Annotated in this window: 23 protein-coding genes; 12 read left to right on the forward strand and 11 right to left on the reverse strand. The window is 52.0% G+C overall.

What is annotated here, in order from left to right; genetic code table 11:
• Positions 1–121 precede the first annotated feature (121 nt).
• Together ACIP6T_RS13215 and ACIP6T_RS13220 are read right to left on the reverse strand one after the other, a co-directional pair.
• Positions 122–811, reverse strand: coding sequence for an N-acetylmannosamine-6-phosphate 2-epimerase (locus tag ACIP6T_RS13215; RefSeq protein ID WP_400457615.1), 690 nt, complete (start codon positions 809–811; stop codon positions 122–124).
• Positions 808–2,367: a PTS transporter subunit EIIC gene (locus ACIP6T_RS13220; RefSeq protein ID WP_400457617.1), complete on the reverse strand. Its 1,560-nt coding sequence runs from the start codon at positions 2,365–2,367 to the stop codon at positions 808–810. Before ACIP6T_RS13220 ends, ACIP6T_RS13215 begins: the two co-directional genes overlap by 4 nt.
• A 154-nt stretch (positions 2,368–2,521) precedes the next feature.
• Here ACIP6T_RS13220 and ACIP6T_RS13225 point away from each other — a divergent pair, with 154 nt between their 5' ends.
• A complete protein-coding gene (locus tag ACIP6T_RS13225) occupies positions 2,522–3,349 on the forward strand; it encodes a MurR/RpiR family transcriptional regulator (protein ID WP_400457619.1) in 828 nt (275 codons plus the stop codon).
• Positions 3,350–3,469: 120 nt separating this feature from the next.
• Here the strand turns inward: ACIP6T_RS13225 and ACIP6T_RS13230 are convergent, their stop codons facing one another.
• Both ACIP6T_RS13230 and ACIP6T_RS13235 read right to left on the reverse strand, forming a co-directional pair.
• Positions 3,470–5,407, reverse strand: coding sequence for a MacB family efflux pump subunit (locus ACIP6T_RS13230; protein WP_097097975.1), 1,938 nt, complete (start codon positions 5,405–5,407; stop codon positions 3,470–3,472).
• Positions 5,404–6,579, reverse strand: coding sequence for an efflux RND transporter periplasmic adaptor subunit (locus ACIP6T_RS13235; protein WP_400457622.1), 1,176 nt, complete (start codon positions 6,577–6,579; stop codon positions 5,404–5,406). Before ACIP6T_RS13235 ends, ACIP6T_RS13230 begins: the two co-directional genes overlap by 4 nt.
• A 207-nt stretch (positions 6,580–6,786) precedes the next feature.
• On the opposite strand from ACIP6T_RS13235, the gene ACIP6T_RS13240 reads away from it, so the two are divergent.
• Genes ACIP6T_RS13240 through ACIP6T_RS13250 form a run of 3 tightly spaced genes read left to right on the forward strand, consistent with a single transcriptional unit; the run spans position 6,787 to position 8,669 of the window.
• Positions 6,787–7,323 (forward strand): tetratricopeptide repeat protein, encoded by a 537-nt coding sequence (locus ACIP6T_RS13240; RefSeq protein ID WP_400457956.1) that lies wholly within the window; start codon positions 6,787–6,789, stop codon positions 7,321–7,323.
• 12 nt (positions 7,324–7,335) lie between these two features.
• On the forward strand, positions 7,336–7,866 hold the full coding sequence (locus ACIP6T_RS13245) for a sigma-70 family RNA polymerase sigma factor (protein ID WP_400457624.1): 531 nt from the start codon (positions 7,336–7,338) through the stop codon (positions 7,864–7,866).
• On the forward strand, positions 7,863–8,669 hold the full coding sequence (locus ACIP6T_RS13250) for an anti-sigma factor family protein (RefSeq protein ID WP_400457626.1): 807 nt from the start codon (positions 7,863–7,865) through the stop codon (positions 8,667–8,669). Before ACIP6T_RS13245 ends, ACIP6T_RS13250 begins: the two co-directional genes overlap by 4 nt.
• 156 nt (positions 8,670–8,825) lie before the next feature.
• Here the strand turns inward: ACIP6T_RS13250 and ACIP6T_RS13255 are convergent, their stop codons facing one another.
• Positions 8,826–10,526 (reverse strand): ABC-F family ATP-binding cassette domain-containing protein, encoded by a 1,701-nt coding sequence (locus tag ACIP6T_RS13255; RefSeq protein ID WP_400457627.1) that lies wholly within the window; start codon positions 10,524–10,526, stop codon positions 8,826–8,828.
• 465 nt (positions 10,527–10,991) lie between these two features.
• Between ACIP6T_RS13255 and ACIP6T_RS13260 the strand changes: the two genes are divergently transcribed.
• The 3 genes from ACIP6T_RS13260 (at position 10,992) to ACIP6T_RS13270 (ending at position 14,831) form a co-directional block, all read left to right on the forward strand.
• On the forward strand, positions 10,992–11,750 hold the full coding sequence (locus tag ACIP6T_RS13260) for a MurR/RpiR family transcriptional regulator (protein ID WP_400457629.1): 759 nt from the start codon (positions 10,992–10,994) through the stop codon (positions 11,748–11,750).
• Positions 11,751–11,867: 117 nt separating this feature from the next.
• Complete coding sequence (locus ACIP6T_RS13265; protein WP_097097968.1) at positions 11,868–13,376, forward strand: PTS transporter subunit EIIC; 1,509 nt, start codon at positions 11,868–11,870, stop codon at positions 13,374–13,376.
• Between the two features lie 18 nt (positions 13,377–13,394).
• Positions 13,395–14,831, forward strand: a complete 1,437-nt coding sequence (locus ACIP6T_RS13270; RefSeq protein ID WP_400457632.1) for a 6-phospho-beta-glucosidase — start codon at positions 13,395–13,397, stop codon at positions 14,829–14,831.
• Positions 14,832–14,959: 128 nt separating this feature from the next.
• On the opposite strand, the gene ACIP6T_RS13275 is transcribed toward ACIP6T_RS13270, so the two are convergent.
• On the reverse strand, positions 14,960–15,646 hold the full coding sequence (locus ACIP6T_RS13275) for a hypothetical protein (RefSeq protein WP_097098339.1): 687 nt from the start codon (positions 15,644–15,646) through the stop codon (positions 14,960–14,962).
• Positions 15,647–15,824: 178 nt separating this feature from the next.
• Here ACIP6T_RS13275 and ACIP6T_RS13280 point away from each other — a divergent pair, with 178 nt between their 5' ends.
• The 3 genes from ACIP6T_RS13280 to ACIP6T_RS13290 all read left to right on the forward strand — a co-directional run bounded on the left by ACIP6T_RS13280 (position 15,825) and on the right by ACIP6T_RS13290 (position 17,678).
• The gene (locus tag ACIP6T_RS13280; protein WP_097097966.1) at positions 15,825–16,178 is read left to right on the forward strand and encodes a DUF1428 domain-containing protein; all 354 of its coding nucleotides are present in this window, start codon (positions 15,825–15,827) and stop codon (positions 16,176–16,178) included.
• Positions 16,179–16,430: 252 nt separating this feature from the next.
• Complete coding sequence (locus tag ACIP6T_RS13285; protein WP_400457636.1) at positions 16,431–17,294, forward strand: substrate-binding domain-containing protein; 864 nt, start codon at positions 16,431–16,433, stop codon at positions 17,292–17,294.
• 33 nt (positions 17,295–17,327) lie between these two features.
• Positions 17,328–17,678, forward strand: a complete 351-nt coding sequence (locus ACIP6T_RS13290; RefSeq protein ID WP_097097964.1) for a DUF3147 family protein — start codon at positions 17,328–17,330, stop codon at positions 17,676–17,678.
• Between the two features lie 29 nt (positions 17,679–17,707).
• Here the strand turns inward: ACIP6T_RS13290 and ACIP6T_RS13295 are convergent, their stop codons facing one another.
• From ACIP6T_RS13295 to ACIP6T_RS13305, 3 genes are all read right to left on the reverse strand, one after another.
• On the reverse strand, positions 17,708–17,995 hold the full coding sequence (locus ACIP6T_RS13295; RefSeq protein WP_345830634.1) for a hypothetical protein: 288 nt from the start codon (positions 17,993–17,995) through the stop codon (positions 17,708–17,710).
• A 104-nt stretch (positions 17,996–18,099) separates the two neighbouring features.
• Positions 18,100–18,351, reverse strand: coding sequence for a regulatory protein YcgZ (gene ycgZ, locus ACIP6T_RS13300; protein ID WP_097097962.1), 252 nt, complete (start codon positions 18,349–18,351; stop codon positions 18,100–18,102).
• 190 nt (positions 18,352–18,541) lie between these two features.
• Positions 18,542–19,375 carry an oxidoreductase gene (locus ACIP6T_RS13305; protein ID WP_400457639.1) on the reverse strand — a complete coding sequence of 278 codons (834 nt, stop codon included), beginning with the start codon at positions 19,373–19,375 and terminating at the stop codon, positions 18,542–18,544.
• Between the two features lie 111 nt (positions 19,376–19,486).
• Here ACIP6T_RS13305 and ACIP6T_RS13310 point away from each other — a divergent pair, with 111 nt between their 5' ends.
• Both ACIP6T_RS13310 and ACIP6T_RS13315 read left to right on the forward strand, forming a co-directional pair.
• Positions 19,487–20,422, forward strand: coding sequence for an AraC family transcriptional regulator (locus ACIP6T_RS13310; protein WP_097098338.1), 936 nt, complete (start codon positions 19,487–19,489; stop codon positions 20,420–20,422).
• A gap of 120 nt (positions 20,423–20,542) precedes the next feature.
• Positions 20,543–21,676 carry an FAD-dependent oxidoreductase gene (locus ACIP6T_RS13315; RefSeq protein ID WP_400457640.1) on the forward strand — a complete coding sequence of 378 codons (1,134 nt, stop codon included), beginning with the start codon at positions 20,543–20,545 and terminating at the stop codon, positions 21,674–21,676.
• 313 nt (positions 21,677–21,989) lie between these two features.
• Here ACIP6T_RS13315 and yddG read toward each other — a convergent pair whose 3' ends face one another.
• Together yddG and ACIP6T_RS13325 are read right to left on the reverse strand one after the other, a co-directional pair.
• Complete coding sequence (yddG, locus tag ACIP6T_RS13320) at positions 21,990–22,877, reverse strand: aromatic amino acid DMT transporter YddG (RefSeq protein WP_400457643.1); 888 nt, start codon at positions 22,875–22,877, stop codon at positions 21,990–21,992.
• Positions 22,878–22,942: 65 nt separating this feature from the next.
• Entirely contained in the window at positions 22,943–23,794 is an 852-nt protein-coding gene (locus ACIP6T_RS13325) for a Vmh family MBL fold metallo-hydrolase (protein ID WP_400457646.1), read from the reverse strand.
• Positions 23,795–23,823: the final 29 nt, after the last annotated feature.

Consider the following 23,823-nt stretch of genomic DNA (forward strand, 5'->3'; position numbering starts at 1 on the left):
CGCGCGCGTGTATCAGGCGCTGTATGCAGTAAGAAGAGTTTTATCCACAGGATAACGCCGACTCTACGCACGGGGATTGTGGATAACCTTATTAGCGGTGCCCTTTAAGGGCACCGCACCGTTAACGCATCGCATCCACAAAGCGACGAGTGATCTGTTGCGGACGCGTAATCGCACCGCCGACCACCACCGCATGCGCCCCAAGGGCGAGGCAGCGTGCCGCCATAGCTGGCGTTTCAACATTCCCTTCGGCAATCACCGGCACGTTGACCGCTGCAAGCACGTCGCGCAGAAAGCGGTACTCATTGGCCGCCAAATAACAGCCTTGCGTTTCCGCGGTGTAACCGTGCAGCGTGGTGCCCACGCAGTCAAAGCCTAACTGAGATGCCTGACGGGCCTCTTCAACCGTAGCAATGTCGGCCATCAGCAGCAGCTGTGGATAGCGCTGGCGAATTGCTGCCACCAGCGCGGGCAACTGCAGGTCGCCAGCGCGGTGATGGAACGTAGCATCCAGAGCAATCATCGCGGGGTTCGCCACCATCAGCTCATCCACTTCTTGCAAGGTGGCGGTGATATAGACATCGCTGCCGGGATAGTCGCGCTTGATAATGGCAATAATCGGCAGATTTACGGTTTGCATAATCTGCTGCACGTCAATCAGGCTATTAGCGCGAATCGCTGCCGCGCCGCCTTCTTTGGCCGCCAACGCCATGCGCGACATAATAAATGGACTGTGCAACGGCTCATTTTCCAGCGCCTGGCACGAGACCACCAGTTTTCCTTTAATCTGTGCCAGCATGGGTGCTTTCATAGCGCGAGTAACTCCTCTACTTCATTTTTGATAATGGTGACGTGCGGACCATAAATTACCTGCACGCCTTTGCCACGTTGGATCACCGCGCGGGCGCCGGTGGCTTTCAGTGCGTCTTCATTGAGTTTGCTGCCATCCAGCAGGGTGATACGCAAGCGTGTGGCGCAGCAATCCAGCTCGACAATATTCGCTTTGCCGCCTAATGCGGCGATCACCTGCTGTGGACGCTCGCCAACCACCAAGGGAGCGCTTTCGATGTTGCTGTCTTCGCGGCCGGGAGTTTTGAAATTGAAACGGCTAATCAGCAGGCGGAAGGTAAAGTAATAGAGCAGGAACCACGGCACGCCAACCAGCGGTACGTACCACCAATGGGTTTTCGCTTCGCCCTGTAATACGCCGAAAAGAATGAAATCAATCAGTCCGCCGGAGAATGTCTGGCCGATGGTGATATGCAGGAGGTGGGCGATCATAAACGCCAGGCCATCGAACAGGGCGTGAATCACGTAGAGCACCGGCGCAACGAAGAGAAATGAGAACTCAATCGGTTCGGTAATGCCCGTGAGGAAGGAGGTTAACGCCGCTGATAACAACAAGCCGGCCACGCGCTTACGATTTTCCGGTCTGGCGGTGTGATACATCGCCAGACATGCTCCAATCAGGCCAAACATCATGGTGATGAAGCGGCCGGACATAAAGCGTGATGTACCGACATAGAATTGCTGCGTAGTGGGATCGGCGAGCTGGGCGAAGAAGATACGCTGCGTCCCTTCCACCAAATGCCCATTGATCACTTCGCTCCCTCCAAGCGCTGTGGTCCAGAATGGCAGATAGAAGATGTGATGCAGGCCAAACGGGCCGAGCATGCGCAGCACGAAGCCGTAAATAAAGGTGCCGAAATAGCCGGTTGCATCCACTAGCCCTCCCAGACCAAAAATTAACTTTTGAAAGTGCGGCCAGACGATAGTCATCGCCGCACCGACTAAAATGGCGGCCAACGAACTGATGATCGGTACGAAACGCGAGCCGCCAAAGAAGCCAAGAAACTGCGGCAGCGCAATTTTGTTGTAACGGTTGTGCAGTATTGCCGTCACCAAGCCAATAATTACGCCACCAAACACGCCCGTTTCCAGCGTCTGAATGCCGAGTGCCATGCCTTGGCCCACCGCGCTGAGATGGCTTTCTGCCATCACGCCGGTTAGCGTGAGGAGCGCGTTGATGGTTGCATTCATCACCAGATAAGCCAGTAGCGAGGCAAGACCCGCAGTCCCTTTATCACCTTTGGCCAATCCTACCGCGACACCCACCGCAAACAGCACCGCCAGGTTGGCAAACACCACCGAACCGGCACTCGCCATGATTGTGAACACGCCCTGTAGCCAGGCAACATCGAGAAATGGATAGGCTTGAATCGTGTTGGGATTGGAGAGGGCGCCGCCAATACCCAGCAGCAATCCCGCCGCCGGGAGAACGGCAATTGGCAACATAAACGACTTACCAAAGCGCTGGGCTTTTTCAAACCAGCTGCCTGAGGAAGCACCGCTAAAGTGTGATGACATAAATTTTTATCCTTGATGAGCTGTTGTGGTAAAAATTATTACCACAATTTAATTCATCAGATGAAAATTTCCATCATTATTGTGATAGCTTTCACTTATGCCCTAATCTGCTGCACACTGTGCGCCATCAACGACGCGAAAAGGGAAGGCTGCCATGACGGACAATGAAAACATCTTGCTGCACCTGCGACAGGGATTGCCGGGCTACAGCCCAAAGCTGCAAAAGTTGGGCGATTTCATACTCACCGAACCGCAGAGAGTGTTGTATCTCACCATCACCGAACTGGCGCGCGAGACCGAAACCAGCGAAGCCAGCGTGACGCGTCTCTGCCGTCATTTGGGTTGCAAAGGTTATACCGAATTCAAAATGGCGCTGGCGCTGGATGTACAGCACAGCCAGCCCGCGGCGATCGCCAGCGGTGATAGCATTGACATGTTGGTAGAAGAAACCGTGCAGGCATTACGCGATACCGGAAAATTCATTCATCGCGAAGTGCTTCAGCAGGCGGTAGATGCGCTGCATCAGGCCAAATCGATCCAGATTTACGGCGTAGCCGCCAGTGCGATCACCGGTGAATATTTGCACTATCGTTTGTTGCGCTTAGGTAAATCGGCACAGCTATTTGGTGATATGCATCGCGCGGCGATGAACGCCTCGACTTTATCCACGGGCGATTTGGTGATCGCTATCTCTGCTTCCGGATCGACTAAAGATGTGATGCACGTGGTGAAGGTGGCAAAAAAGCAGGGTGCTCAGGTGCTGATGTTGAGTAATACGCTGCGCAGTCCGATGGGCAGTTTAGCGGATATGTTGCTGGTGGCCGCGCGCCCCGAGGGGCCGTTCAATGCGGGAGCGTTGGGCGGTAAAGTGGGTGCGATGCTGCTGGTGGAAGTGCTGATTAATGAACTGATGACGCACGATGCGCGTTATCTGGCGGCAAGTCAGCAAACGGCCACTGCGACCTTGCCGATGTTGATCTGAGCTGTGTGCTTAACGGTCGCCATAAATGGCGACCCTACGACGTTGTAGGGTGCGCATTGATGCGCACCGTTTCAATGAACGCATCATACGAAATGGAGCATTGATGCGCACCGTTTCAAATCACTCGCTGGCTAACGCCGCGACCGGATCCATGCGCGCCGCTTTGCGGGCCGGCAAGTAGCCAAAAATCATGCCGATAATAGTGGAGCAGGCAAAGGCTGCGCCTGCCGATTGCCACGAGAATATTGCGGTGATCATGCCGCCCGCCAGCAGGCTAATAATGGGGCCAATCACCAGCGCTAACGCGACGCCGAGCGATCCGCCGACCAGGCATACCAGCACCGCTTCAATCATAAATTGCTGCATAATGTCACCACGCCGCGCGCCAACCGCCATGCGCACGCCGATTTCGTGGGTACGTTCCGTGACCGACACCAGCATGATGTTCATCACGCCAATGCTGCCAATCATCAGTGCGATTGATGCCACTAACAGAATCAACAAGGTTAACGTTGCCGCCGCATCTTCAATGGCCTTACGGTATTTATCGCGGTTAAACATCAGGAAATCTTTGGTGCCGTGTCGCGTAGTCAGCAGTTGCGTCAACGACTCCACCGCCGGGCCGCTGACCACGTCATCTTTTAACTTAATGCTGATGCTGGTAAGCGCAGTCTGCCCGCTGATGCGATACATCACGGTGCTCCACGGCAACCATACGCTGAGCCGGTTAGGCGACATGCCATCATTATTATCCGCCACGCCAATGACGCGCACCGGCACTGAACCCAATACGATCATTTTGCCAATTGGGCTGTCGCCGTGTTCACCAAACAGCTTGTTGCGCGTGTTGGTATCAATGATGATCTCCTGGCGTGCATGGCGTTCATCACTGAAGTTGCTGCCCTCCAGCAGTTTGATACCCTGAATCTGGAAATATTCTTTACCCACGCCATACACCGAGGTCTTCGAGGCGTTAGAGAGATAGCGGATGGGTTGGCTGGCGATCATCTCCGGACTGACAGCAGCGACAAACTGTTGACGCGCAATCACTTCCGCATCTGCCATCACCAGGGTCAAAACCGGGTGCGCTTCATCTTCGACAAAATCGCCACCGGCGTACACCGACACCACGTTGGTGCCGAGACCGGAGATACTCTCCAGCGTTTTTTGCCGTGCGCCCTGGCCGAGTGCTACCACCGTAACCACCGCCGCGATGCCAAAAATAATGCCGGTCATGGTCAATGCGGTACGGAGCCGATGTGCGTTCATGGCATTCAACGCCATGCGCAGCGATTCACGCAAGCGATCAACCCATCCGCGCAATTTGCTCTGACTTTTACGGGCCGCAGGGATATAACGCGCGCGCGTCGTGTCCTGTTTGCGACCGCTATCGGCAAAAATCTCACCATCCTGGATCTCAATAATACGATCGGCGTGCTGTGCCACTTTCATATCATGCGTCACGATGATCACGGTGTGACCTTCACGATTGAGATCGTGCAGGATACGCAGCACCTCTTCACCGGAATGTGAGTCCAGCGCGCCGGTCGGTTCATCGGCGAGAATGATTTCAGCACCGTTAATCAGCGCGCGCGCAATGCTCACGCGCTGCTGCTGGCCGCCGGAAAGTTCACCCGGTTTGTGATGTTCGCGTCCTTCCAGACCCAAACGCGCCAGCAGCGCCGCTGCCCGTTGCAGCCGCGCTTTGCCTTGCAGATTGGCGTAAATGGAGGGAATTTCAACGTTGCTTAAAGCGCTAAGGTCCGGCATTAAATGATAGCGCTGGAAGATAAAGCCAATATGTTCACGCCGCACTTTCGCCAGCGCGTCCGGTGATAACGTGGCGGTATGCTGGCCGCCAATCAAATAATCGCCGCTGTCCGGCGCATCAAGACAGCCAAGAATATTCAGCAGCGTGGATTTTCCCGAGCCGGAAGGTCCAATGATCGCTACCAACTCGCCGCTGGCGATGCTCAGGTTAATGTTTTTCAGCACGTGCAGAGATTGGGAACCGTTAACATAGCTGCGCTGAATGTTTTTCAGTTCGATGATATTCACATCACCACCTTGTCTGCGCCCGCCGTCTGGGTAGCAAGAATCACTTTTTCACCGGTTGTTAATCCGCTCAGCACCTGAATATCAACGCTGTCAGAAATGCCAGTGGTGATAAGACGTTTAACCGGCTTATTTTCTGCATCAGGGATTTCGACGTAAGTTTTACCGTTGGCATCTTTCTTTGTCGCCTGCACCGGCACCAGCAGAGTATTTTTAGCGGCGTCGCGCAGCAGATTGACCTGCGCCGTCATGGAGATGCGTAGCGCATTGTCCGGGTTCGGCACATCGAGCAGGGCGTTGTAATAGACTGCGGCGTTCGTCGTGCTGCTCGGCGTGCTTTCACTGTTGCCCATCAGCGCATCATCTTTCATCACCGATTCGGGAGCCAGTTCGAGGCTGCGCAAAGTGGCGTTATAGCGCTTATCTGGGTTGGAGAAAGTTGTGAACCACGCCTTTTGGCCTGGCTGAACGTTATTGATGTCTGCTTCAGAAATCTGCACTTTGATGGTCATGGTGCCCAGCTGCGCCAGCTTGGCGATAGTCGGCGCGGTTTGCACGGCATTCACCGTCTGGCCTTGTTTAGTGACAATGGCGACCACGGTGCCGTCCATCGGCGCCATGATGCGGGTGTAACCGAGATCGAGCTGTTTCTTATCTACCTCAATTTGTGCCTGAATCACGCGCGCTTTCTGTGCCGTCAGCTCCGCCTGCGCAATGCTCCACGCTTCTGCGGCTTCGTCAAAATCCTGGCGCGATACCGCATTGGTTTTAATCATCTGCTGCAAACGTTTGAACTGCGCCGACTGTCGCACCAGCGTGGCTTCACGCGTCGCTAAATCGGCCTGCGCTACGCTAAGCGCTGCCTGCGCATTGCGCAAATCGCTACGCTGGGGTTGATCGTCAATCTCGGCAATCAGCTGTCCTTTACGCACGTTGTCGCCGGTCTTGATATAGAGTTTTTTTACCTGACCGGAGACCTGAGCCCCCACATTGACGCGTTCCACCGCATCCATTTTGCCGGTTGCGGCAATCACATTTTCGATGTCGCCCTGGCGCACCACGGCGGTCACAACGGTATTCGGTTTAGTGCCTGAACCGGCGTAGTGCCAGATGAGCAGCAGGATAATGAGCAGCGCGATCGCGATCGACAACCACTTCTTTGAGATATTGAGCATAAGCGTCCCTTTTATGAAGTGAGAATCATAATCATTAAATGGGACAAACTGGAGAAAATTCGCCGGTTTTTTGCCAGCAGTACGTGGCAGTTGAATAAAAGTAAATTTTTCCGAATAGAAATGTGAGTTGAGTTGTTTACAGCCTATCTGAGTCACTTTTTAACTCAGTACAACTTAGCGCTACATGTCACTCCGTGAGGAAAAATGATGAAGACGATAATGAAGTTGCGTTGGTTAGCGATGCCGGCTTTGCTGTTGGCGCTGCATGTACCGGCGGCACTGGCGATGGGCGACGATGATAGCGACAAAAAAACGCCGGATTGCCCGAAAGGTCAGGTTTATGACAGTAAATCCAAATCCTGCGTGCCAGAAAAAACCAGCATGCTGAGCGACAGTGATAAGACCCAATACGCCTATCATCTGGCGAAAAAAGGCGAATACCAGGCTGCATTAAATCTGTTGGATACGTTACATAATCAGAACACGAAAGAAGCATGGAATTATCGTGGTTATGCCACGCGCAAGCTGGGACGCACCGATGAAGGTATGCGTTATTATCAGAAATCGATCGCGCTGGATCCCAAATATGCCAAAGTGCGCGAATACCTCGGGGAAGCCTGGATGATCAAAGGTCGTCCGGATCTGGCGCAAGAGCAGCTCACCATTATTAAATCGTTATGTGGCGTTGATTGCGAAGAGTACCGCGATTTACACGCGGCCATTCAGGGACATCCTGAAGCCTGACGATGTCGGCTATTGGAGGAGAAAAAAATCACCAGCACTGAAGTTCGTCAGCATTTAGCCGCGCATCTGGCACGCATGTGGCGTTACGCGATGGTGTTATCACGTAATCGCGACGTGGCCGAAGAACTGGTGCAGTCTACCTGCGTGCGGGCGCTCGAGCGCGCTCACCACTACACGCCGGGCACGCGCATCGACCGCTGGTTATTTACCGTGCTGCACTCAGTGTGGATTAACGAACTTCGGGCGCAGCGGGTTCGCGTGGGACAAGGTTTCGTCGATAGCGATGAGTTGGTGGCACCCGATCTGCAGACGCTCAGCGATGAGCGCTTGCAGTACGCCAAAGTGATGCAGCGCGTTGGTCAGCTGCCGGAAGCACAGCGTAACGCGGTCTTTCTGGTTTACGTTGAAGGCTTCACCTACCAGGAGGCCGCCGCTACGCTGGCGGTGCCCATTGGTACCATCATGAGCCGCCTCGCCGCGGCGCGTAGCACCTTGGCCGGCGCCATCACCGCGCGGCCAGATATAAGGGAGAAACGTTTGTGAAGGCAGCTCGTTTTAATTCGCCCTACGCGGATGAGGCCATCGTTGCCTGGCTGGATGGTGAGATGCATGTGGAAGACGCGCAGGCGTTTGAAACCGAACTTAAGCGCAGCGAGACGCTCTCGGCGCGCACGGCGGAGTTGATGCAAAGCAATCAACCTTTTGCCGAGGCGTTTGCCTCTTTGCTGGAAGCTGCACCGCAGGCGCGCATGGCGCAACGGTTAGAATATCTGCTGGCTCATACGCCAGCCACGCCGCAGAAAATGCCCGCCCAGGTGAGCCGTCGCGCGATGATTGCCGCTTCCGTCAGCTTTTTGCTGATTGGTGGAGGTCTGGGATTTCTGACGCGTCCCACAGCGCAGGCAGAAAAGGGGGAAAGCGCCAACATTCGTGAGCTGGAAGCGCAGTATATGTCGCTTTACAGCACCGAAACGCTGGCAGACGTCGACAGTTCACCGCAGATTTTACAACGTTCGCTCGCGCGAACCGCGCGCGATCTTGATCTGCACCTCACTCCCGCGCAGTTAACTCTGCCGGAAGCGAATCTGAAAAGCGTGCGCATGCTGCGTTATGACGATGTGTTAATCACGCAGATCGCCTGGAATCACAGCAATTACGGTCCGATGGCGCTGTGCATTTCCCGCGAAGATCATCAGCAGTCCACCGAGCTGGTGCAGGAAAAAAGGCAGGGCATGAATGTCGTGTGGTGGCATCGTGCGGGTTATCAGTATGTATTGATTGGACGCAATCCGGCGGAGCAGTTAAAAAAGACGGCGCAGGCGTTAAGCCGAACGTTAATGGCGTAATGCCGATCAGTTAAGCACCGTATCAAATCACCGCACCTTTCGTAGCGGCGCAATGAATTGCGCCGCTACAAGGTGTGCGCTCGGTAATGAGGATTTTCATGTCTTAACTAACCAGCATTAGGCTCCTCATGGCCACCCGGTTCACGCGTGCATACCTTACAGATCGAGCTGGGTTTTCAGCAACGCAATCTCCTCACGCCACTGCGCCTGCAACGCCGGCTTTTGATGTTTAGGCTTGCGCGCCAGATCCTCATCCAGCTTGCTTTCGACGTGCAAAAGTGCCCACAGCAGGGCATCTTCATCCAGCGCTTGAGCCGTCGCGGGACGGGCAATCGCGTCAGATTTCGCTATTGATTGCTCAGTACGCATGCGCTCGGTGACTACATCAAAATCATGCCATTCACGCAGCCGCCGATCCTCTATCAACCAGAAGCGATTGCAGCTGTTGGCGATTAACTGACGATCGTGTGATACCAGCAGCACCGCGCCGTGGAATTGATTTAGCGCCTCCGCCAGCTCCTCTTTTCCTACCATATCCAGGTGGTTGGTTGGTTCGTCGAGCAGAAGCAGCGAATAGCGTGCCAGCGTTAATCCCACAAACAGTAAGCGCGAACGCTCTCCGCCGCTCAGTGAAGCAATGAACTGCTGATGGCGTAAATAGGGGAAACCGGCAGCGATCAGCGCCATTTTACGTTGCTCGTCGTTGAGTGGCGCAAACTGGCAAAGCGCGTCGGAGAGGGTCGCATTATCTTGCAGCTGATGCAGGCTCTGATCGTAATAGCCAAGGCGCACACGCGGATGAAACAGCGCGCTGTCGGTGTGCTGATATTCACGCCACAGGTGCCGCAGCAGTGAAGACTTTCCCGAACCATTGCGGCCAACAATCGCCACGCGATCGCCACTTTTTACCTGCATTTCTGATAGAGAGAAGAGCGCGGGCGCTCCTTCAGCAGGATGAATCATCATCTCTGGCAGCGCCAGCACGCGATTTGCGTCCAGCGCCTCGCCGTGCAGCTGAAGACGCCACAGCGAACCTTCACTCAGCGTGGTTTGCGCCTCTTTTAACCAGCCGGCACGTTTCTCCATTTGCTGTGCCTTGCGCGCCAAGCCTTCGTTATCATAGGTGCGCCCCCACATCGCCAGGCGTTTAGCGCTTTTCTCTACGCGTTCAATCTCCTTTTGCTCAGCCTGAAAGCGTTGCGCATCGGCTGCGTCTTGCTCAAGCAGCGCCTGTCGAGCCGCGCTGCAGGGCAGACGGAAGAATTGCAGGCCGCGATCGCGCAGAATCCAGCTGCAATTGGTCACCCGATCAAGCAAGGTGCTGTCGTGAGAGACCAGCACAAAGCTGCCGCTCCAGCTATGCAGGAAATTTTCCAGCCACAGCAAAGTGGGAAGATCAAGATGGTTACTGGGCTCATCCAGCAGCAGCAAATCCGGCTGCAGAATCAATGCGCGTGCCAGGAGTAAGCGCATATGCTGACCGCCACTCAAGGTTTCGATACTTTGCGTTTGTTGTTGCGCGGTAAAACCCAAATTGCCAAGCAGTGCTTCCGCACGCCAGCGATCGCTCTGGTGCGCTAATCGCGCCATTACGGCCTCAAGCAGCGTAGAAGAGTGCAGCGCATCTGGCAGATGTTGTTCAATGCGCGCCAGTAAACAGTGATTGGCCTGTGTTATGCAGCCGTGGCTGGCTTCCAGCTCACCACTGAGGATCTTCAACAGGGTACTTTTGCCAGTGCCGTTATCGCCCAGCAAACCAATGCGATCGCCTTTTTTCAGGCTGAAATGAATATCGTGGAACAGGGTGCCGAAGGCGTTATCGAAGCCGATAGCCTGTGCAGATAGTAAAGTGCTCATGTGCTTACTCATAAGTTGCAGGCGTAAAAAAGCCTGACGTCATAAAAAGCTGACGACAACCCAGCAAGCCGGAGGAATTAGATTGAGAAAACTTCGCTCAGGACGGATTATCGCAGCACGAGTGCGGAAATGCCTGAACGCGGCCAATTACTATAGAAGTGTGAGTAAATAAACAATTCACACGCGGGCATAGTAATCCTCCTTAGTTATCAATAAGTGAAAAGTTGAATCGATGATAACGGGACTATAACCGCTTTTCCAGCGCCAAATGACTCCCACATGAGTTTCCTGATGATAATCAAGCTGGATAGAGTCAGGAGGCTTCATCATTAAAATGTGCTAGCTATCACATTTAATGAAATTTCTTTTTGTTCCGCATGACGCTTTTAGCGTTAAAGTCCGCATAGATGTCACGCTTTGTGACAAGATAGGTGGAAAAATTGTCGCATCAGGATGTTTAAATATATGTTCGACGCCAGAAGATTATCTAAACTTAACGCACTCGAAAGCAGCGTGCATAACTATATTATAAAGAATATTAACGCGGTTATTTATATGACAATAAGGGAGCTGGCCGATAATTCTGGTGTCTCTACGGCGACGGTTCTTCGATTCTGTAAAAAAATGGATTTCAAAGGTTACTCTGAACTTAAAGCCAGTATGAAATTGCACCTGCATAGAAACAGTACCTTACTCATACCCCATGGCGCAGAGGAGATACTGACTTTCTTTAAAAGCATCAGGAATGATGAGTTCGATGCGCTTATTGAGCATGCTGCAGAATACATTCGCAATGCAGAGCGGGTTTTCTTTGTTGGGGCAGGCAGCTCTGGCACGCTCGGAAGGTATGGTGCGCGCTTTTTCTCTAATATTGGTAAGTTCAGTAATCACATTGACGATCCCTATTATCCGGTCAGTACCGACATGGTCCAGAGTTCAGTTGCCGTCATACTCTCTGTTTCTGGCGAGACGCCTGAAATTTTGAAACTCGCCAGACAGTTTGTTATCCATAAATGCAAAGTTGTTTCCATTACCAGTAACCCGAATTCAACCCTGGCGAAGCTTTCTGATTTTATTATTCCTTATCATGTTTCGCGCATTTTGATTGACAATGAATATGATATTACAACGCAGGTTCCGGTTATTTTTATTCTTGAATCTATCGGTAGAAAACTGGTGGTGAATAATGTCAGTGAGTTGTCACGTGGTGTGACATTTTTGTAATTATCGACCCGGTTTGTCATATTGTGACCACGTGACATTGCCAGGCGTATTTTCTAACATCGCCAGAGTAAGTTCGCTCCTGATGGGCTGAATTCCCTCTGGTAATGGAAAAACAAGATGGCAATAAATTATGCAGATTCTGCGAAAGAGATCGTAAGACTGATTGGTGGCGACAATAATGTGATAAGCGTCACGCATTGTGCCACACGACTGCGGTTTGTGCTTAAAGATCATTCTGAGGTCGATGTTGAATCGCTGAAACGTGTAAAAGGTGTAATTACCGCCGTTAAGGCGAGCGGCCAGATGCAGGTGATAATCGGAAACCACGTGGGTGACGCTTATCGTGAAGTTCAGAATCTGCTGAACATTGACGAAAGCGCAGCAGTAACGGCACCTAACGTCGGCATTGTCAGCCGCATTATGGATATCATCTCCAGCATATTTGCGCCTTTCCTTTATCCGCTGGCAGCCTGCGGTGTTCTGCAGGGCATCATTTCTCTGCTGACCGCATTAGGTGTGATGGACCCAGCAGGAGGAACCTATCGCATACTTAACTATGTATCCTGGACGGGCTTTACTTTCCTTCCCGTCATGGTGGCTTTTACCGCCGCAAAAAAATTCAATGTAAATCCGTTCACAGCGGTTATCTCGGCTTGTGCTCTGGTGTCGCCGGACTACCTGAATATGTTGACGGCCAATAAAATCCTCACCGCCAACTCAGCCGATCCGGCTGTGCATGCCTTAATGAAAAGCGCGGTTGAAAATCCCGCAATCTCAAAAGTGCTGGTTGAGATTGCCGGCATTCCGCTTGATGCCGCTCCGCTGACGTTCATGGGGCTACCGGTGCAGTATTTGAGTTACACCTCATCCGTTATTCCCATTATTTTGATGGTGTGGGGCATGTCTTATGTTCAGCGCTTCTTCGAACGCCTGCTTCCGATGGTGATAAGAAATCTTTTCACCCCGATGTTCTGCATCGCCATCATGGTGCCACTCACGCTTCTGGCATTCGGACCTGTCGGCAACATGATCGGTGGCGCCATCGGTGGGGTCTATAACACCCTTTATCATCTGAGTCCCGCGATCGCCGGGTTTGTGGTAGGTGCCCTGTGGATGCCGCTTGTTACCCTGGGTGTGCACTGGGGGATCACGCCAGTTACCGTCGGAAACTATGCGACATTGGGCTACGACACCTTTACCGGGCTGCAGGCCTCGGCGGTATTTGGTATGGCAGGCGCTGTGCTGGGCGTTTACCTGAAGGCCAAAGATGCTGAGCTTAAGCGTATGGCATTGTCGGCGGGTGTTACCGCGCTGTTCGGCATTACCGAACCCGCCATTTACGGTGTGGCACTGCGCCTTAAGCGCCCGATGATTTGTGGCTGCCTGGCCGGAGCGGCGGGGGGTGTGATCGCTGGCGCTTTCAATGCGGTTTCCTGGAGCTACTGCATTCCCGGCATCGCCGTTCTGCCGGTGTTCTTCAAAGAAGGGCACATGACGCAGTTCCTCGGATTCCTGCTGTCCATCATCGTTGCATTCGTGCTGGGGATTATTTTCGCCTGGGTAGCGGGTTTCAAAGAACAGAGCCAGCCCGAAGTGACCGCAATGCCTCAACCTGGCACCCTTTGAATATATTGAGAGAATGAAATGAATAACGAATTTCCGAAAAATTTTATGTGGGGTGGCGCTGTTGCCGCACATCAGGTGGAAGGTGGTTGGGATAAAGGTGGTAAAGGGCCCAGCATTGTCGATGTACTGACGAGTGGGGCGCACGGCATTGACCGAGTCATCACTGATGGGGTTCAGGAAGGCTACCTGTATGCGAACCATGAGGCGGCGGACTTTTATCATCGTTACCGTGAGGACGTAGCGCTGCTGGCTGAAATGGGCTTTCGCTGCTTTCGCACCTCGATTGCGTGGTCACGTATCTTTCCTCGCGGCGATGAAGCCGAGCCGAACGAAGAGGGACTACGTTTTTACGATGCGCTATTCGATGAGCTGTTGAAATACGGCATCGAACCGGTTATCACGCTGTCCCATTTTGAAATGCCAAATTTGCTGGCAACCGAATATGGCGGCTGGAAAAATAGAAAGGTAATGGCGTTTTTTGTCCGCTTCAGCACGGTGGTTATTCAACGCTTCCAGCACAAAGTTAAATACTGGATGACGTTTAACGAAATTAACAATCAGCGCAACTGGAAAACCCCTCTTTTCGGTTACTGTTGCTCCGGGGTTATATTCACCGATGAGCCTAATCCCGAAGAGTGCATGTATCAGGTCCTGCATCATCAGTTTGTTGCCAGTGCGCAGGTCGTGAAGCTGGGGCACGACATTAATCCTCAACTAAAAATTGGCTGCATGATCGCGATGGTGCCGTTATACCCGTTTTCCTGTCATCCTGATGACGTGATGTATGCCCAGGAAGCTATGCGGGAGCGATTTCTCTTCAGTGACGTGCATATGCGCGGCCATTATCCGGCTTATATTCTCAAGGAGTGGCAACGTAAGGGATACCATATTGCAATGGAGCCCGGCGATGAGCAGGTGCTGCGTGAAGGATGTGCCGATTATATCGGGTTAAGCTATTACATGAGTAATGCCGTCAGCAAAGAAAATGCTGGCAGCGGCACGGCACTTTCTGGGTTTGAGGGCAGCGTGCCAAACCCTCACGTTAAAGCCTCTGACTGGGGCTGGCAGATAGATCCGGTTGGCCTGCGCTATGTCCTGAATATTCTTTATGAACGTTACGAAAAACCACTTTTCATTGTTGAGAACGGCTTTGGTGCCATTGATAAATTGAATGAAAAGGGTGAAGTCAATGACGACTACCGGATTGACTATTTGCGCGCTCATATTGAACAAATGAAGAAAGCCGTAACGGAAGACGGCGTCGACCTAATGGGATATACCCCTTGGGGATGTATTGACTGCGTCTCTTTCACCACCGGGCAATACAGCAAACGCTATGGTTTTATTTACGTGAATAAAAATGACGATGGCAGCGGTGATTTTTCCCGTTCGAAGAAGAAAAGCTTTGATTGGTATCGTCGGGTTATTGCCAGCAACGGCAGCGATCTCAGTTAGCGTTTGAATAGCGATATCCCTTAATGCACGTATCGTAGCGGTGCAATTTATAACGCGATAAATCGCGCCGTTACGACATGTGCAAAAATTGAGTCACCGTGTCTTCTTTTTCGGCTGCCTGCAGAGCATTATGGTCTTTCTTGTTCGTTTTCCTCTGGAATTAGCGGCTCATCAATCGCGATGGACGAATTTGATTTCAGCAGCTGAATATCCAGAATCACGTAAACCATGGTGGTGATAAACAGTGAAATCACGCTGCCGATTACGCCGCTGGTGGTGAAGGTGAAATAGTTATACATCACCACCCATGTCACGCAGATAAACAGCGCTAGCGCTACATTAATCGCCGACTGAGAATAGTTAGTGGTTCGCGCGCCCATTTCATTAATTTGCCGCGTGAGATTCGCACCGCTGTATTTTTCTAATACTTCAATACCCTGTTCCCAATTACTCAGTCGCCGCGCACCACTACGGGTAAGAAAAAGATACAGCAGCGATACAAATAAGCCGGAAAAAGCGATCAGCACTGGCACTGCCTCGAGCGCATAGGCGAGGCTTTTATGGCTGGATACCTGCGGGGTAAGGTCCAGCGTTAACGATGCGCCCAATGCGGCATAGAGAAAGACGAATAACAGCAGAAACAGCGCATTGCGCTTCCAGTCGAGGTTGGCTTCGTGGTTTTTTTGCTGGTGCGCACTGTTCAGTGCCTGCTGCATTTGCGCGGCCTGTGGCGATGCGGTCTCAATACTCTCAACAACGTCGCCTAGCAAGCGGTGAATAAATGGCTGATCGGCCGGTTCAATAGTAATACGCATAAATTTCTCGGTGTCGTAACGATCAAAGGCGTCAGTGTAACGTAATTCCCCCGTGACGCGCAGAATCTGCGAGTAAGCGCGCAAATTTTCATCTGTATTCCGGCTTGTATTGCACATCATTCATACAATTACTGTGCGGTTATTATTGACCGTGCAAATGACGACGGAGTAAATCGCTATGTCGTACGTTGATGGTTTTGTTGTAGCGGTACAGGAGGCGAATAAGGAAGATTATCGAGCCATGGCGGCCAAGGCCGCGCCGCTGTTTAAAGAGTTTGGCGCCACGCGTATCGTTGAGTGTTGGGCTGATGATGTTCCCGTGGGTACGCAAACGGATTTTTATCGCGCGGTAAAAGCCGAAGAGGGAGAAACGGTGGTATTTAGCTGGATTGAGTATACGTCGAAAGAGGTTCGCGACGCAGCGAATGCCAAAATGATGTCCGATCCGCGCATGAAAGAGCTGGGTGATAATATGCCTTTCGATGGCAAACGCATGATTTACGGCGGATTCGCGATATTATTGGAGGAGTAGCTGTCAGGTGCGCATAAATGCGCACCCTACCTAAACCCAGCTTAATCAGCGCAGGGGCGCCATTGATAACATAATGCCGATCGGTGAAGCGCCGCATAAAATCACCGCACCTTGCAGCGGCGCGATTTATCGCGCAATGCGTGCGCAACCCATTGCGTTGATTGGCGATAGCGGATTATTCGGGTAACGTGGAATGCTTATCTACGTACCTATAATAAATTACCGCGCGTTAAGCTGCAGGAGAGTCAGGCCATGACCATTAATTCCAACCTCGTCGGTATTATTAGCGATGAACTCATCAATCCGAATAGTATAAAACTACTGAATGAGGTGACGCGTCAGCTCAATGAGCGCGGCTTCATCACTCTCCTGCTGAATGTGACTTCACGCGAAACCTATCAAACTACCTTGCGTAATCTGGTGCAGCTCAACATTAGCGGATTGGTATTTCTGACATCGCTGTTTGACGATGAACTCAGCGTGGCGACGGATATTCTGCCGCAGGTCGCGACGGTGCACCTCAGCCCAAGCGTCAGTGCAAATGCCAATGTGGTGGTTGCCGATGGTTATAACGCAGGCGCAGAGATGGGATTACTGCTGCTAGCGCAAGGTCATCAACGGTTTGGTTTTATGCATAGCCAGCAAAACACGGCGCCCGTTCGCCAGATGGCGGGATTTGTCGCGAGTTTGCAGCTCGAGCAGAAAGCGCTGAACCTTCAGCTTTACGCAGGCGGTAATGCGCGCGAACGGGCTTATGAGGCTATGATGGCGTATCTAAAGAAAACGCGCGCCGCCGAGCGCATTAATGCCCTCTATTGTGAGAGCGATGTGCTGGCCTTTGGTGCCTTACAGGCAGTGCGCGATTTTGGCCAGGGGGCACATGTCGCAGTGGTTGGTTTTGATGATGTTGATGAAGCGCGGGCCTCCACCTGGCATCTCACCAGCTGGGCGCAACGGCGTGATTTGCTGGTGGCCGAAGCGCTCAATCGCTTACTTGAAAACCGCGTTGATACCAGTGGCTCGTGGCAGCAAGGCGAACTTCAGGTACGTCACTCGCATCAGGGCAAACCTGTGCCGGGCGAGATGTTGCAGTGTGGGTGTGCGATTCGCCACTGATAATTAAGATTTGAGTGCTGGAGGTAAGATTTGATGCTGTGGCTTATCGCCAAATATGCCATCACGGCGGGCATGGTGGTGCTGATATCTGAAGTGGCAAAACGTAGCGATCGCCTCGGCGGATTAATTGCCGCGCTGCCGTTGGTGACGGTATTGGTGCTGATTTGGATGAAGCTGGAAGGGCAGAGCCAGGCCAAAATAGCCAGTCACGCGTGGTATACCTTTTGGTATGTGGTACCTACATTGCCAATGTTTGTGGCCTTTCCCTTTCTCTATCAACGCTGGGGATTTTGGCCGACATTACTGGCGAGCTGCGCACTCACCATTCTGTTATTTCTGCTCTGGGCAACGCTATTAAAACGCTTTGGTATTGCGCTAATGTGAATGCGGTTAAGTGCGCGTGAACGCGCCGACTAATGCTTGGTATCGTCACTGGCGTCACGGTTACGAAAAATATGCGTAACATTATCCGTGCTTTTAAGGGCCACGCCAGCGGCTTGAGGTGTTTCGATATGGTTCATGACTTCAGTCATTGCTCGGCTAAACGCTTGTTGGCGCGCTGAATCATATTCGAGCGCAGCCATTTTACGCAATTTATCAAGCAGGGCGCGTGATGAAATCGGCCCAGATTTTTTCAGCAGCTGTAAAATTGCATCGCCCATGATGATATCAGTGAGTCGTTCTTCATCACTTCTGTACATAAATACTCTCTAATTACTGCCGTAAAGCATCGTGGATTCAGGGTCATGCAAACGCGAAAGACATAAAACCACGTGGATAATTTTCAAGCCGATAAAGGAGATTTTCACGCTTCGCGTTCTACTGAGAACATCAGTCCAATCAATTGCTGATAGTGAATTTCCTCTTCCGTTCCGCGCGCCTGCTCCATGCGGCAGAGCAATTTGGTGCAAAGCGATTTGCGACTGAGCGTACGTCCGGAACGCAAAATTTCAACCACGAGTTGGCCGAGCGTTTCCTGCTGTGAAGGTAAAGACGCTTCATTAAAGTAACGTGCGATGGCGTCTGAAGCCGCTGAGTAATTACGATCCTGGCGCATGGTTCATCCCTCGAGGTTAACGTGGCTAAAAGCCCATTAAACTTATACAAATAAAATTAATCTGTACAGGAATATGACGAATCCCCGAGGCGCCATTTTAGCCAAAAGTGCTAATTTATTGTTAACAATAACTTAAGAGAAAACATGATTTGAGCGTTGCCCTGTCTCAAATTATGCGGCCTTAAGCTCCTCAACCGTCTGTCGAACGCGTGATCGCTTCCCAGCGATCGATCTCCTCGCTATATAAGTGCAGTTTTTCCCGCACCAATCTGAGTGCGTCACTGCCTAGCAGCAAATGCGCTGGCGGGTCGCGGCTTTCAATCACGTCCAGCATGGCGCGTGCGGCTTTAATAGGATCGCCCAACTGCTTGCCGCTTTTCTCTTCACGCGCCTGGCGAATAGGATCAAACAACGCATCATAATCCGGAATGCTGCGCGCGCTACGTACCATAGAACGACCGGCCCAATCGGTACGGAATGAACCGGGCGCCACGGCGGTGACATGGATATTGAACGTTGCCAGTTCTTTACTTAAGGTTTCCGATATTCCTTCCAGCGCGAATTTACTACCGCAGTAATAGCTGATGCCCGGCATAGTGATAAAGCCGCCCATTGAGGTGATATTAATGATATGACCACGGCGACGCTGACGCATAAAAGGCAGCACCGCTTTTATCATCGCCACTGCACCAAATACGTTAACGTCAAATTGTTGGCGCATCTCATCCAGCGATGACTCTTCCATAACGCCCTCATGGCCGTATCCCGCATTATTCACTAGCACGTCTATCGGACCAATTTGCGCCTCAATATCTGCAATCACGTCATCTATCGCTGCGAAATGAGTAACATCCAGCAGATAGGCGAAAGCATTTTTGCTCTCTGATGCTTCAAATGCCGCTTTCGCCGTGGCATTGCGAACCGTACCAACCACGCGATAGCCCCTTTCTAACGCGACCTGAGCCAGTGCGCGACCAAATCCGCTGCTCACACCGGTAATTAATAACGTTTTTATGTTGGACATTTGTTGTCTTCCTGAATGAATGGAAGGTGCATATTATTCTCATTGCATGCTAAGTTTAAGGCCGGATATTGTTGTTATATTGCCTAAAGTTATGAGTTCAATTTTTCGATGATGAATGAAACGTTACAAAATCAGACGGTGGAATTGCTGAAAGCTTTAGCGCCACAGGAGGGCTATAACCTCACCGCACTGGCCGATGTGCGCATCCTGCGTTCCGATCGCCCGCTAGCACGCACGCCTGTTCTCTACGATCCGGGTATCGTGATTGTTTGTCAGGGTTCGAAACGTGGCTTCTTTGGTGATCGCGTCTATTTGTACGACGAGCAGCACTATTTGGCGGTCTCGGTTCCCGTGCCTTTTACAATGGAAACCGCCGCGTCGGCAGAACATCCGCTGCTGGCCATTTATATGCATCTGGACTTCAACGTCGTGACCGAACTGATGTTGCAGCTGGAGCAGCAGGAGGTGGGGTTTGAGGTTAAAGCGGCGCAGAGCATGATGTCGAGTCCAATGGATGAAACGCTGCGGGAAACGGTGCTACGTTTTCTTACTGCGCTAAACCACCCGCTGGATGCAAAGATACTCGGCCCCTCGCTGGTGCGCGAGCTCTATTATCGCGTACTGACCGGCGCTCAGGGCAGTGCGCTGCGATCGGCTCTGACATTGCAGGGGCGATTTGGCAAGGTGGGGAAAGCGCTAAGCCACATTCATGCCTACTATGCGCAGCCGTTAACGCTGGGTCAGCTGGCGGCGGTAGCGGGAATGAGCGTGCCCACCTTTCACACGCATTTTAAAAACATTACCAATCAGCCACCTATGCAATATGTTAAATCTGTCCGTCTGCATCAGGCTCGCATGCTGATGGTTCGCAGAGAGATGACCGCAGCGGCAGCGAGTCATGCTGTCGGTTATGAAAGCGCTTCACAGTTTAATCGCGAGTTTAAACGTTTGTTTGGTTTACCCCCTGCAGAAGAGATTAAACGCATGCAGCGTAACTTTGCAGTGCCGCCTGCGCATCAGGCATCGGTGTTTGTATCATCGCATTAAAGCCGCGTATGCTATAAATGATAACCATTATCATTTTTACGTGAGGCAAATGTGCAAACACCATTGGGAAAGGAATTAACCGCTGATTGTTGCATCGTCGGCGGAGGGCCAGCCGGTCTAATGCTTAGCTATTTGCTGGCGCGTGCGGGATTAAAGGTGGTTGTTATTGAAAAACATCCTGATTTCCTGCGCGATTTTCGTGGTGACACGATTCATCCGTCCACGTTAGAAATTATGCACCAGCTTGGGCTGTTGGATGAGCTGTTGGCATTGCCGCATCAACGTGCCGAGAAACTCCAGGCGGAAGTGGCGGGAGAAGAGGTCACGATGGCTGATTTCTCTCGTTTACCGGTCCAGTGCCGCTTTATCGCCTTCATGCCACAATGGGACTTCCTTAATTTCCTGGCGGATAAAGCCGCTCAGTTCCCCGGCTTTACGCTACTGCAATCCACCGCTTTTGATGACTTTCTGTATGAGAAAGGGGAAATAAGTGGCGTGCAGGCGTTACAGGGTAACGAAAAGTGGGTCGTTCGGACTTCTCTGGTGATCGGTGCAGACGGCCGCAATTCACAAGTAAAAGCGCAAGCGGGGTTAACCGGCAAAAGCTTCGGTGCGCCGCGTGATGTGTTGTGGTTCCGCCTGGATAAACAGCCTGATGATCCTGAGTGGGGTATGGGGCACAAAGGGCCGAAGCAAAACTTCATCGTCATCGATCGGGGGGATTATTGGCAGTGCGGTTACACCATTCAAAAGGGGCAATTTGAAGCGCTGAAAGCGGCAGGATTAGAGGTGTTGATCAACGCTATTGCGCAGGTTGCCCCTTTCAGCGCTGCACGCATGGCAGAAGTAGATGAGTGGGAAAAGCTCAAGCTATTATCTATTCGTATTGACCGTCTCGATCGCTGGATGAAACCGGGCGTGTTGTGCATCGGCGATGCCGCGCATGCGATGTCACCGATTGGCGGTGTTGGGGTGAATCTGGCGATTCAGGATGCTGTCGCGACCGCCAACATGCTGACCAGCCCCTTGCTAAAGGGCAATGTCACGTTGCGCGATCTGCAAAAAGTGCAGCAGCGTCGTCAATTTCCCACCGTCGCCACTCAGTTTCTACAAATCAAGATGAGCGGGGGCAAGCGTAAACGCACTACGCCGAGTAAAGTGCCGCAACTTATCAGCCGCTTTCCCTTCCTGCGCCATCTTTTTGGGCGACTGATTGGATTAGGATTCCGCACAGAAAAGCCACAGCATCTCTGACTTAAGGCTCGTTAGTTAAGCGTGAATCGGTCACCATGAATGGTGAACCAGCGTAGGTATAGCCGGGTTTTCGTAGGATGCGCATTCATGCGCACCTGCATAAACAGGCATTTTTTTGCTTAACCGATCGGCATTCCAGCATCTCTGACTCGGTTTAAGCCAAAAAAAAGCCCGCTAAGCGGGCCGGGTAAACGTTACCAATTTGGAAATTCTCGTTGCAACGCATTGCTGTGTGTTGCGTCACTATATTAGCAACGTGTCGCTTGTAGTACAGGAAATGATCAACGAGTTAATTTTGTTGAATGGATAAGCATTATGGTTTCACTGCACGTGTTGACCACCAACACAGTAGAGAACCGAAGCTCACCATGGCTGTGCCTTGCCAAAAGGACGTCGTCAAATGTGAGCGAAGAATAAAGGCGGCAAGGAGCGAAGAGATTATTGGGATGAAATAGGATGCGGCAGCCAGCACGGTGACGTTACCGTGCAAAATCCCCACGTTCCACGCGGCGTAGCCAAAGCCCATCACGACAGCGGCCAAAGCCAAACTGCTCCATGCCGCCACGGATAAGTGAAACGGAGGTTGGGGGGAAAGCAGGAATTTCAGCCAAAGCGTCAATGCGGTTAAAATAAAAAACAGCGTTATACCATTGCTGCCATCAGCAATTTTCCTGGTTACAACACAATAAACTGCCCAAATAACCGCGCCGCTAAAGGCAAGGCCGTAGCTCAAAGGATTATCCATTACGTTGCGGGTTATTTCGCTGAATGAAAAACCCTGGTCACCGCCGAGCACGCGGCAAATCCCCGCCACGGCCAGCAACACACCGGGAATAATCAGCGGGCTGGTTTTTTGGCGATTGACGATGACCGCTAATACGATTGTCATACTCGGCCATAAATAATTGACCATGCCGACCTCAATCGCCTGCCGACCGCTGAGAGTAAAGCCTAACGAGAGTGACAAGCAGAGTTCATAACAAACAAAGAGCACGCTGCCGAAGAGTAAATAACGGCGTGGAAAGCGGCGTAAGGAAGGCAATCCGACGCTAAACAGCAGCACAACTGCGCTCGCGCTGTAGATGAGCGCGGCACCGCCAACCGGTCCAAAACCTTCACTGACGGTTTTAATCAGTCCTACGATGGTGCTCCAGAGTAAAATGGCAATCAAACCAATTAGTGTGGCTCTGTTTTGCGGCATGGCCCGCTACCTTAATGAGCTATATCGGGCCAAAATCCTATCAAATCATGTTCTGTTTGTATTGCTTACCACTTCATTTCGCCGGTATTCACTTTGGCACTGAGCTCCAGCGAACTCTCATCGGGTAAATGAGGATAGGACGCTTTCATGGCCGCGATCACAGGCGCTGCTTGCTTATGCTGCTGCAACGCGTGCTCAAACGTTTGTAAATAGTGGGACGTAAAGGTGATCGCCGCATCTCCAGCAGGGCGAGTACCGAGGTAATGCCCAGGAATGACCACCTTCGGCTGCAGTTTTTGCATTTCGCTCAGGACACTGCGCCATTGCTGACGAATGGCTGGTGTTTGCGTATCGGCAGTCCACACATGAATGCCTGCCGCCACGCCGGTGCCGCCCAAAATCGCTTTATTGGCCGGGATCCATACATAAGCGGCGTAATCATGGGGGTGACGCAGTTCCAGCGTTTCGCCATCGACGTTAAAGCGGGTGGCGTCGGTCACCTGTGGCACATACAACTGCTTGGGTGCACCGTCTTTCATTAGTGGCCCCCAATACGCCAGCTTGGCTGCTTTGGTGGCTTCAATATGCGTTACCACATCGGCTGACGCCACAATCTTCACCTGCGGGAACGCTTTTACGATCGGTTCAAGTCCAAAGTAAAAGTCAGGATCGCCGGAAGTGATGACAATTTGCGTAAGCTTTTTGCCGCTGGCTTTAATCATCTGCACCAGTTTTTCACCGTCTTTAACGCTGAATTGGGCATCAAACAGCATGGCTTCATGCGGGCCAGAAACCAGTGTGGAAGAGACCGGGAAAATACCCTTTTCTTGCGGGTTATAAACTTCTAACTGCAACGGCGCGGCAACAGCAGGCAGGGCGCTTAACGCCAGGGCCAGCGACAGTATTTTCATTTTCATCACGTTATCCTTTATCTGGCAATGTGCCG

The organism is Pantoea sp. NPDC088449 (assembly GCF_044753225.1).
GTDB lineage: Bacteria > Pseudomonadota > Gammaproteobacteria > Enterobacterales > Enterobacteriaceae > Pantoea > Pantoea floridensis.

What these genes read in the sequence shown, in the direction of transcription:
- ACIP6T_RS13215 (WP_400457615.1), bottom strand. Translation starts at nt 811, where the DNA reads ATGAAAGCACCCATGCTGGCACAGATTAAAGGAAAACTGGTGGTCTCG.
- ACIP6T_RS13220 (WP_400457617.1), bottom strand. Translation starts at nt 2,367, where the DNA reads ATGTCATCACACTTTAGCGGTGCTTCCTCAGGCAGCTGGTTTGAAAAA.
- ACIP6T_RS13225 (WP_400457619.1), top strand. Translation starts at nt 2,522, where the DNA reads ATGACGGACAATGAAAACATCTTGCTGCACCTGCGACAGGGATTGCCG.
- ACIP6T_RS13235 (WP_400457622.1), bottom strand. Translation starts at nt 6,579, where the DNA reads ATGCTCAATATCTCAAAGAAGTGGTTGTCGATCGCGATCGCGCTGCTC.
- ACIP6T_RS13240 (WP_400457956.1), top strand. Translation starts at nt 6,787, where the DNA reads ATGAAGACGATAATGAAGTTGCGTTGGTTAGCGATGCCGGCTTTGCTG.
- ACIP6T_RS13255 (WP_400457627.1), bottom strand. Translation starts at nt 10,526, where the DNA reads ATGAGCACTTTACTATCTGCACAGGCTATCGGCTTCGATAACGCCTTC.
- ACIP6T_RS13260 (WP_400457629.1), top strand. Translation starts at nt 10,992, where the DNA reads ATGTTCGACGCCAGAAGATTATCTAAACTTAACGCACTCGAAAGCAGC.
- ACIP6T_RS13265 (WP_097097968.1), top strand. Translation starts at nt 11,868, where the DNA reads ATGGCAATAAATTATGCAGATTCTGCGAAAGAGATCGTAAGACTGATT.
- ACIP6T_RS13270 (WP_400457632.1), top strand. Translation starts at nt 13,395, where the DNA reads ATGAATAACGAATTTCCGAAAAATTTTATGTGGGGTGGCGCTGTTGCC.
- ACIP6T_RS13275 (WP_097098339.1), bottom strand. Translation starts at nt 15,646, where the DNA reads ATGCGTATTACTATTGAACCGGCCGATCAGCCATTTATTCACCGCTTG.
- ACIP6T_RS13280 (WP_097097966.1), top strand. Translation starts at nt 15,825, where the DNA reads ATGTCGTACGTTGATGGTTTTGTTGTAGCGGTACAGGAGGCGAATAAG.
- ACIP6T_RS13285 (WP_400457636.1), top strand. Translation starts at nt 16,431, where the DNA reads ATGACCATTAATTCCAACCTCGTCGGTATTATTAGCGATGAACTCATC.
- ACIP6T_RS13290 (WP_097097964.1), top strand. Translation starts at nt 17,328, where the DNA reads ATGCTGTGGCTTATCGCCAAATATGCCATCACGGCGGGCATGGTGGTG.
- ACIP6T_RS13295 (WP_345830634.1), bottom strand. Translation starts at nt 17,995, where the DNA reads ATGTACAGAAGTGATGAAGAACGACTCACTGATATCATCATGGGCGAT.
- ycgZ (WP_097097962.1), bottom strand. Translation starts at nt 18,351, where the DNA reads ATGCGCCAGGATCGTAATTACTCAGCGGCTTCAGACGCCATCGCACGT.
- ACIP6T_RS13305 (WP_400457639.1), bottom strand. Translation starts at nt 19,375, where the DNA reads ATGTCCAACATAAAAACGTTATTAATTACCGGTGTGAGCAGCGGATTT.
- ACIP6T_RS13310 (WP_097098338.1), top strand. Translation starts at nt 19,487, where the DNA reads ATGAATGAAACGTTACAAAATCAGACGGTGGAATTGCTGAAAGCTTTA.
- ACIP6T_RS13315 (WP_400457640.1), top strand. Translation starts at nt 20,543, where the DNA reads ATGCTTAGCTATTTGCTGGCGCGTGCGGGATTAAAGGTGGTTGTTATT.
- yddG (WP_400457643.1), bottom strand. Translation starts at nt 22,877, where the DNA reads ATGCCGCAAAACAGAGCCACACTAATTGGTTTGATTGCCATTTTACTC.
- ACIP6T_RS13325 (WP_400457646.1), bottom strand. Translation starts at nt 23,794, where the DNA reads ATGAAAATGAAAATACTGTCGCTGGCCCTGGCGTTAAGCGCCCTGCCT.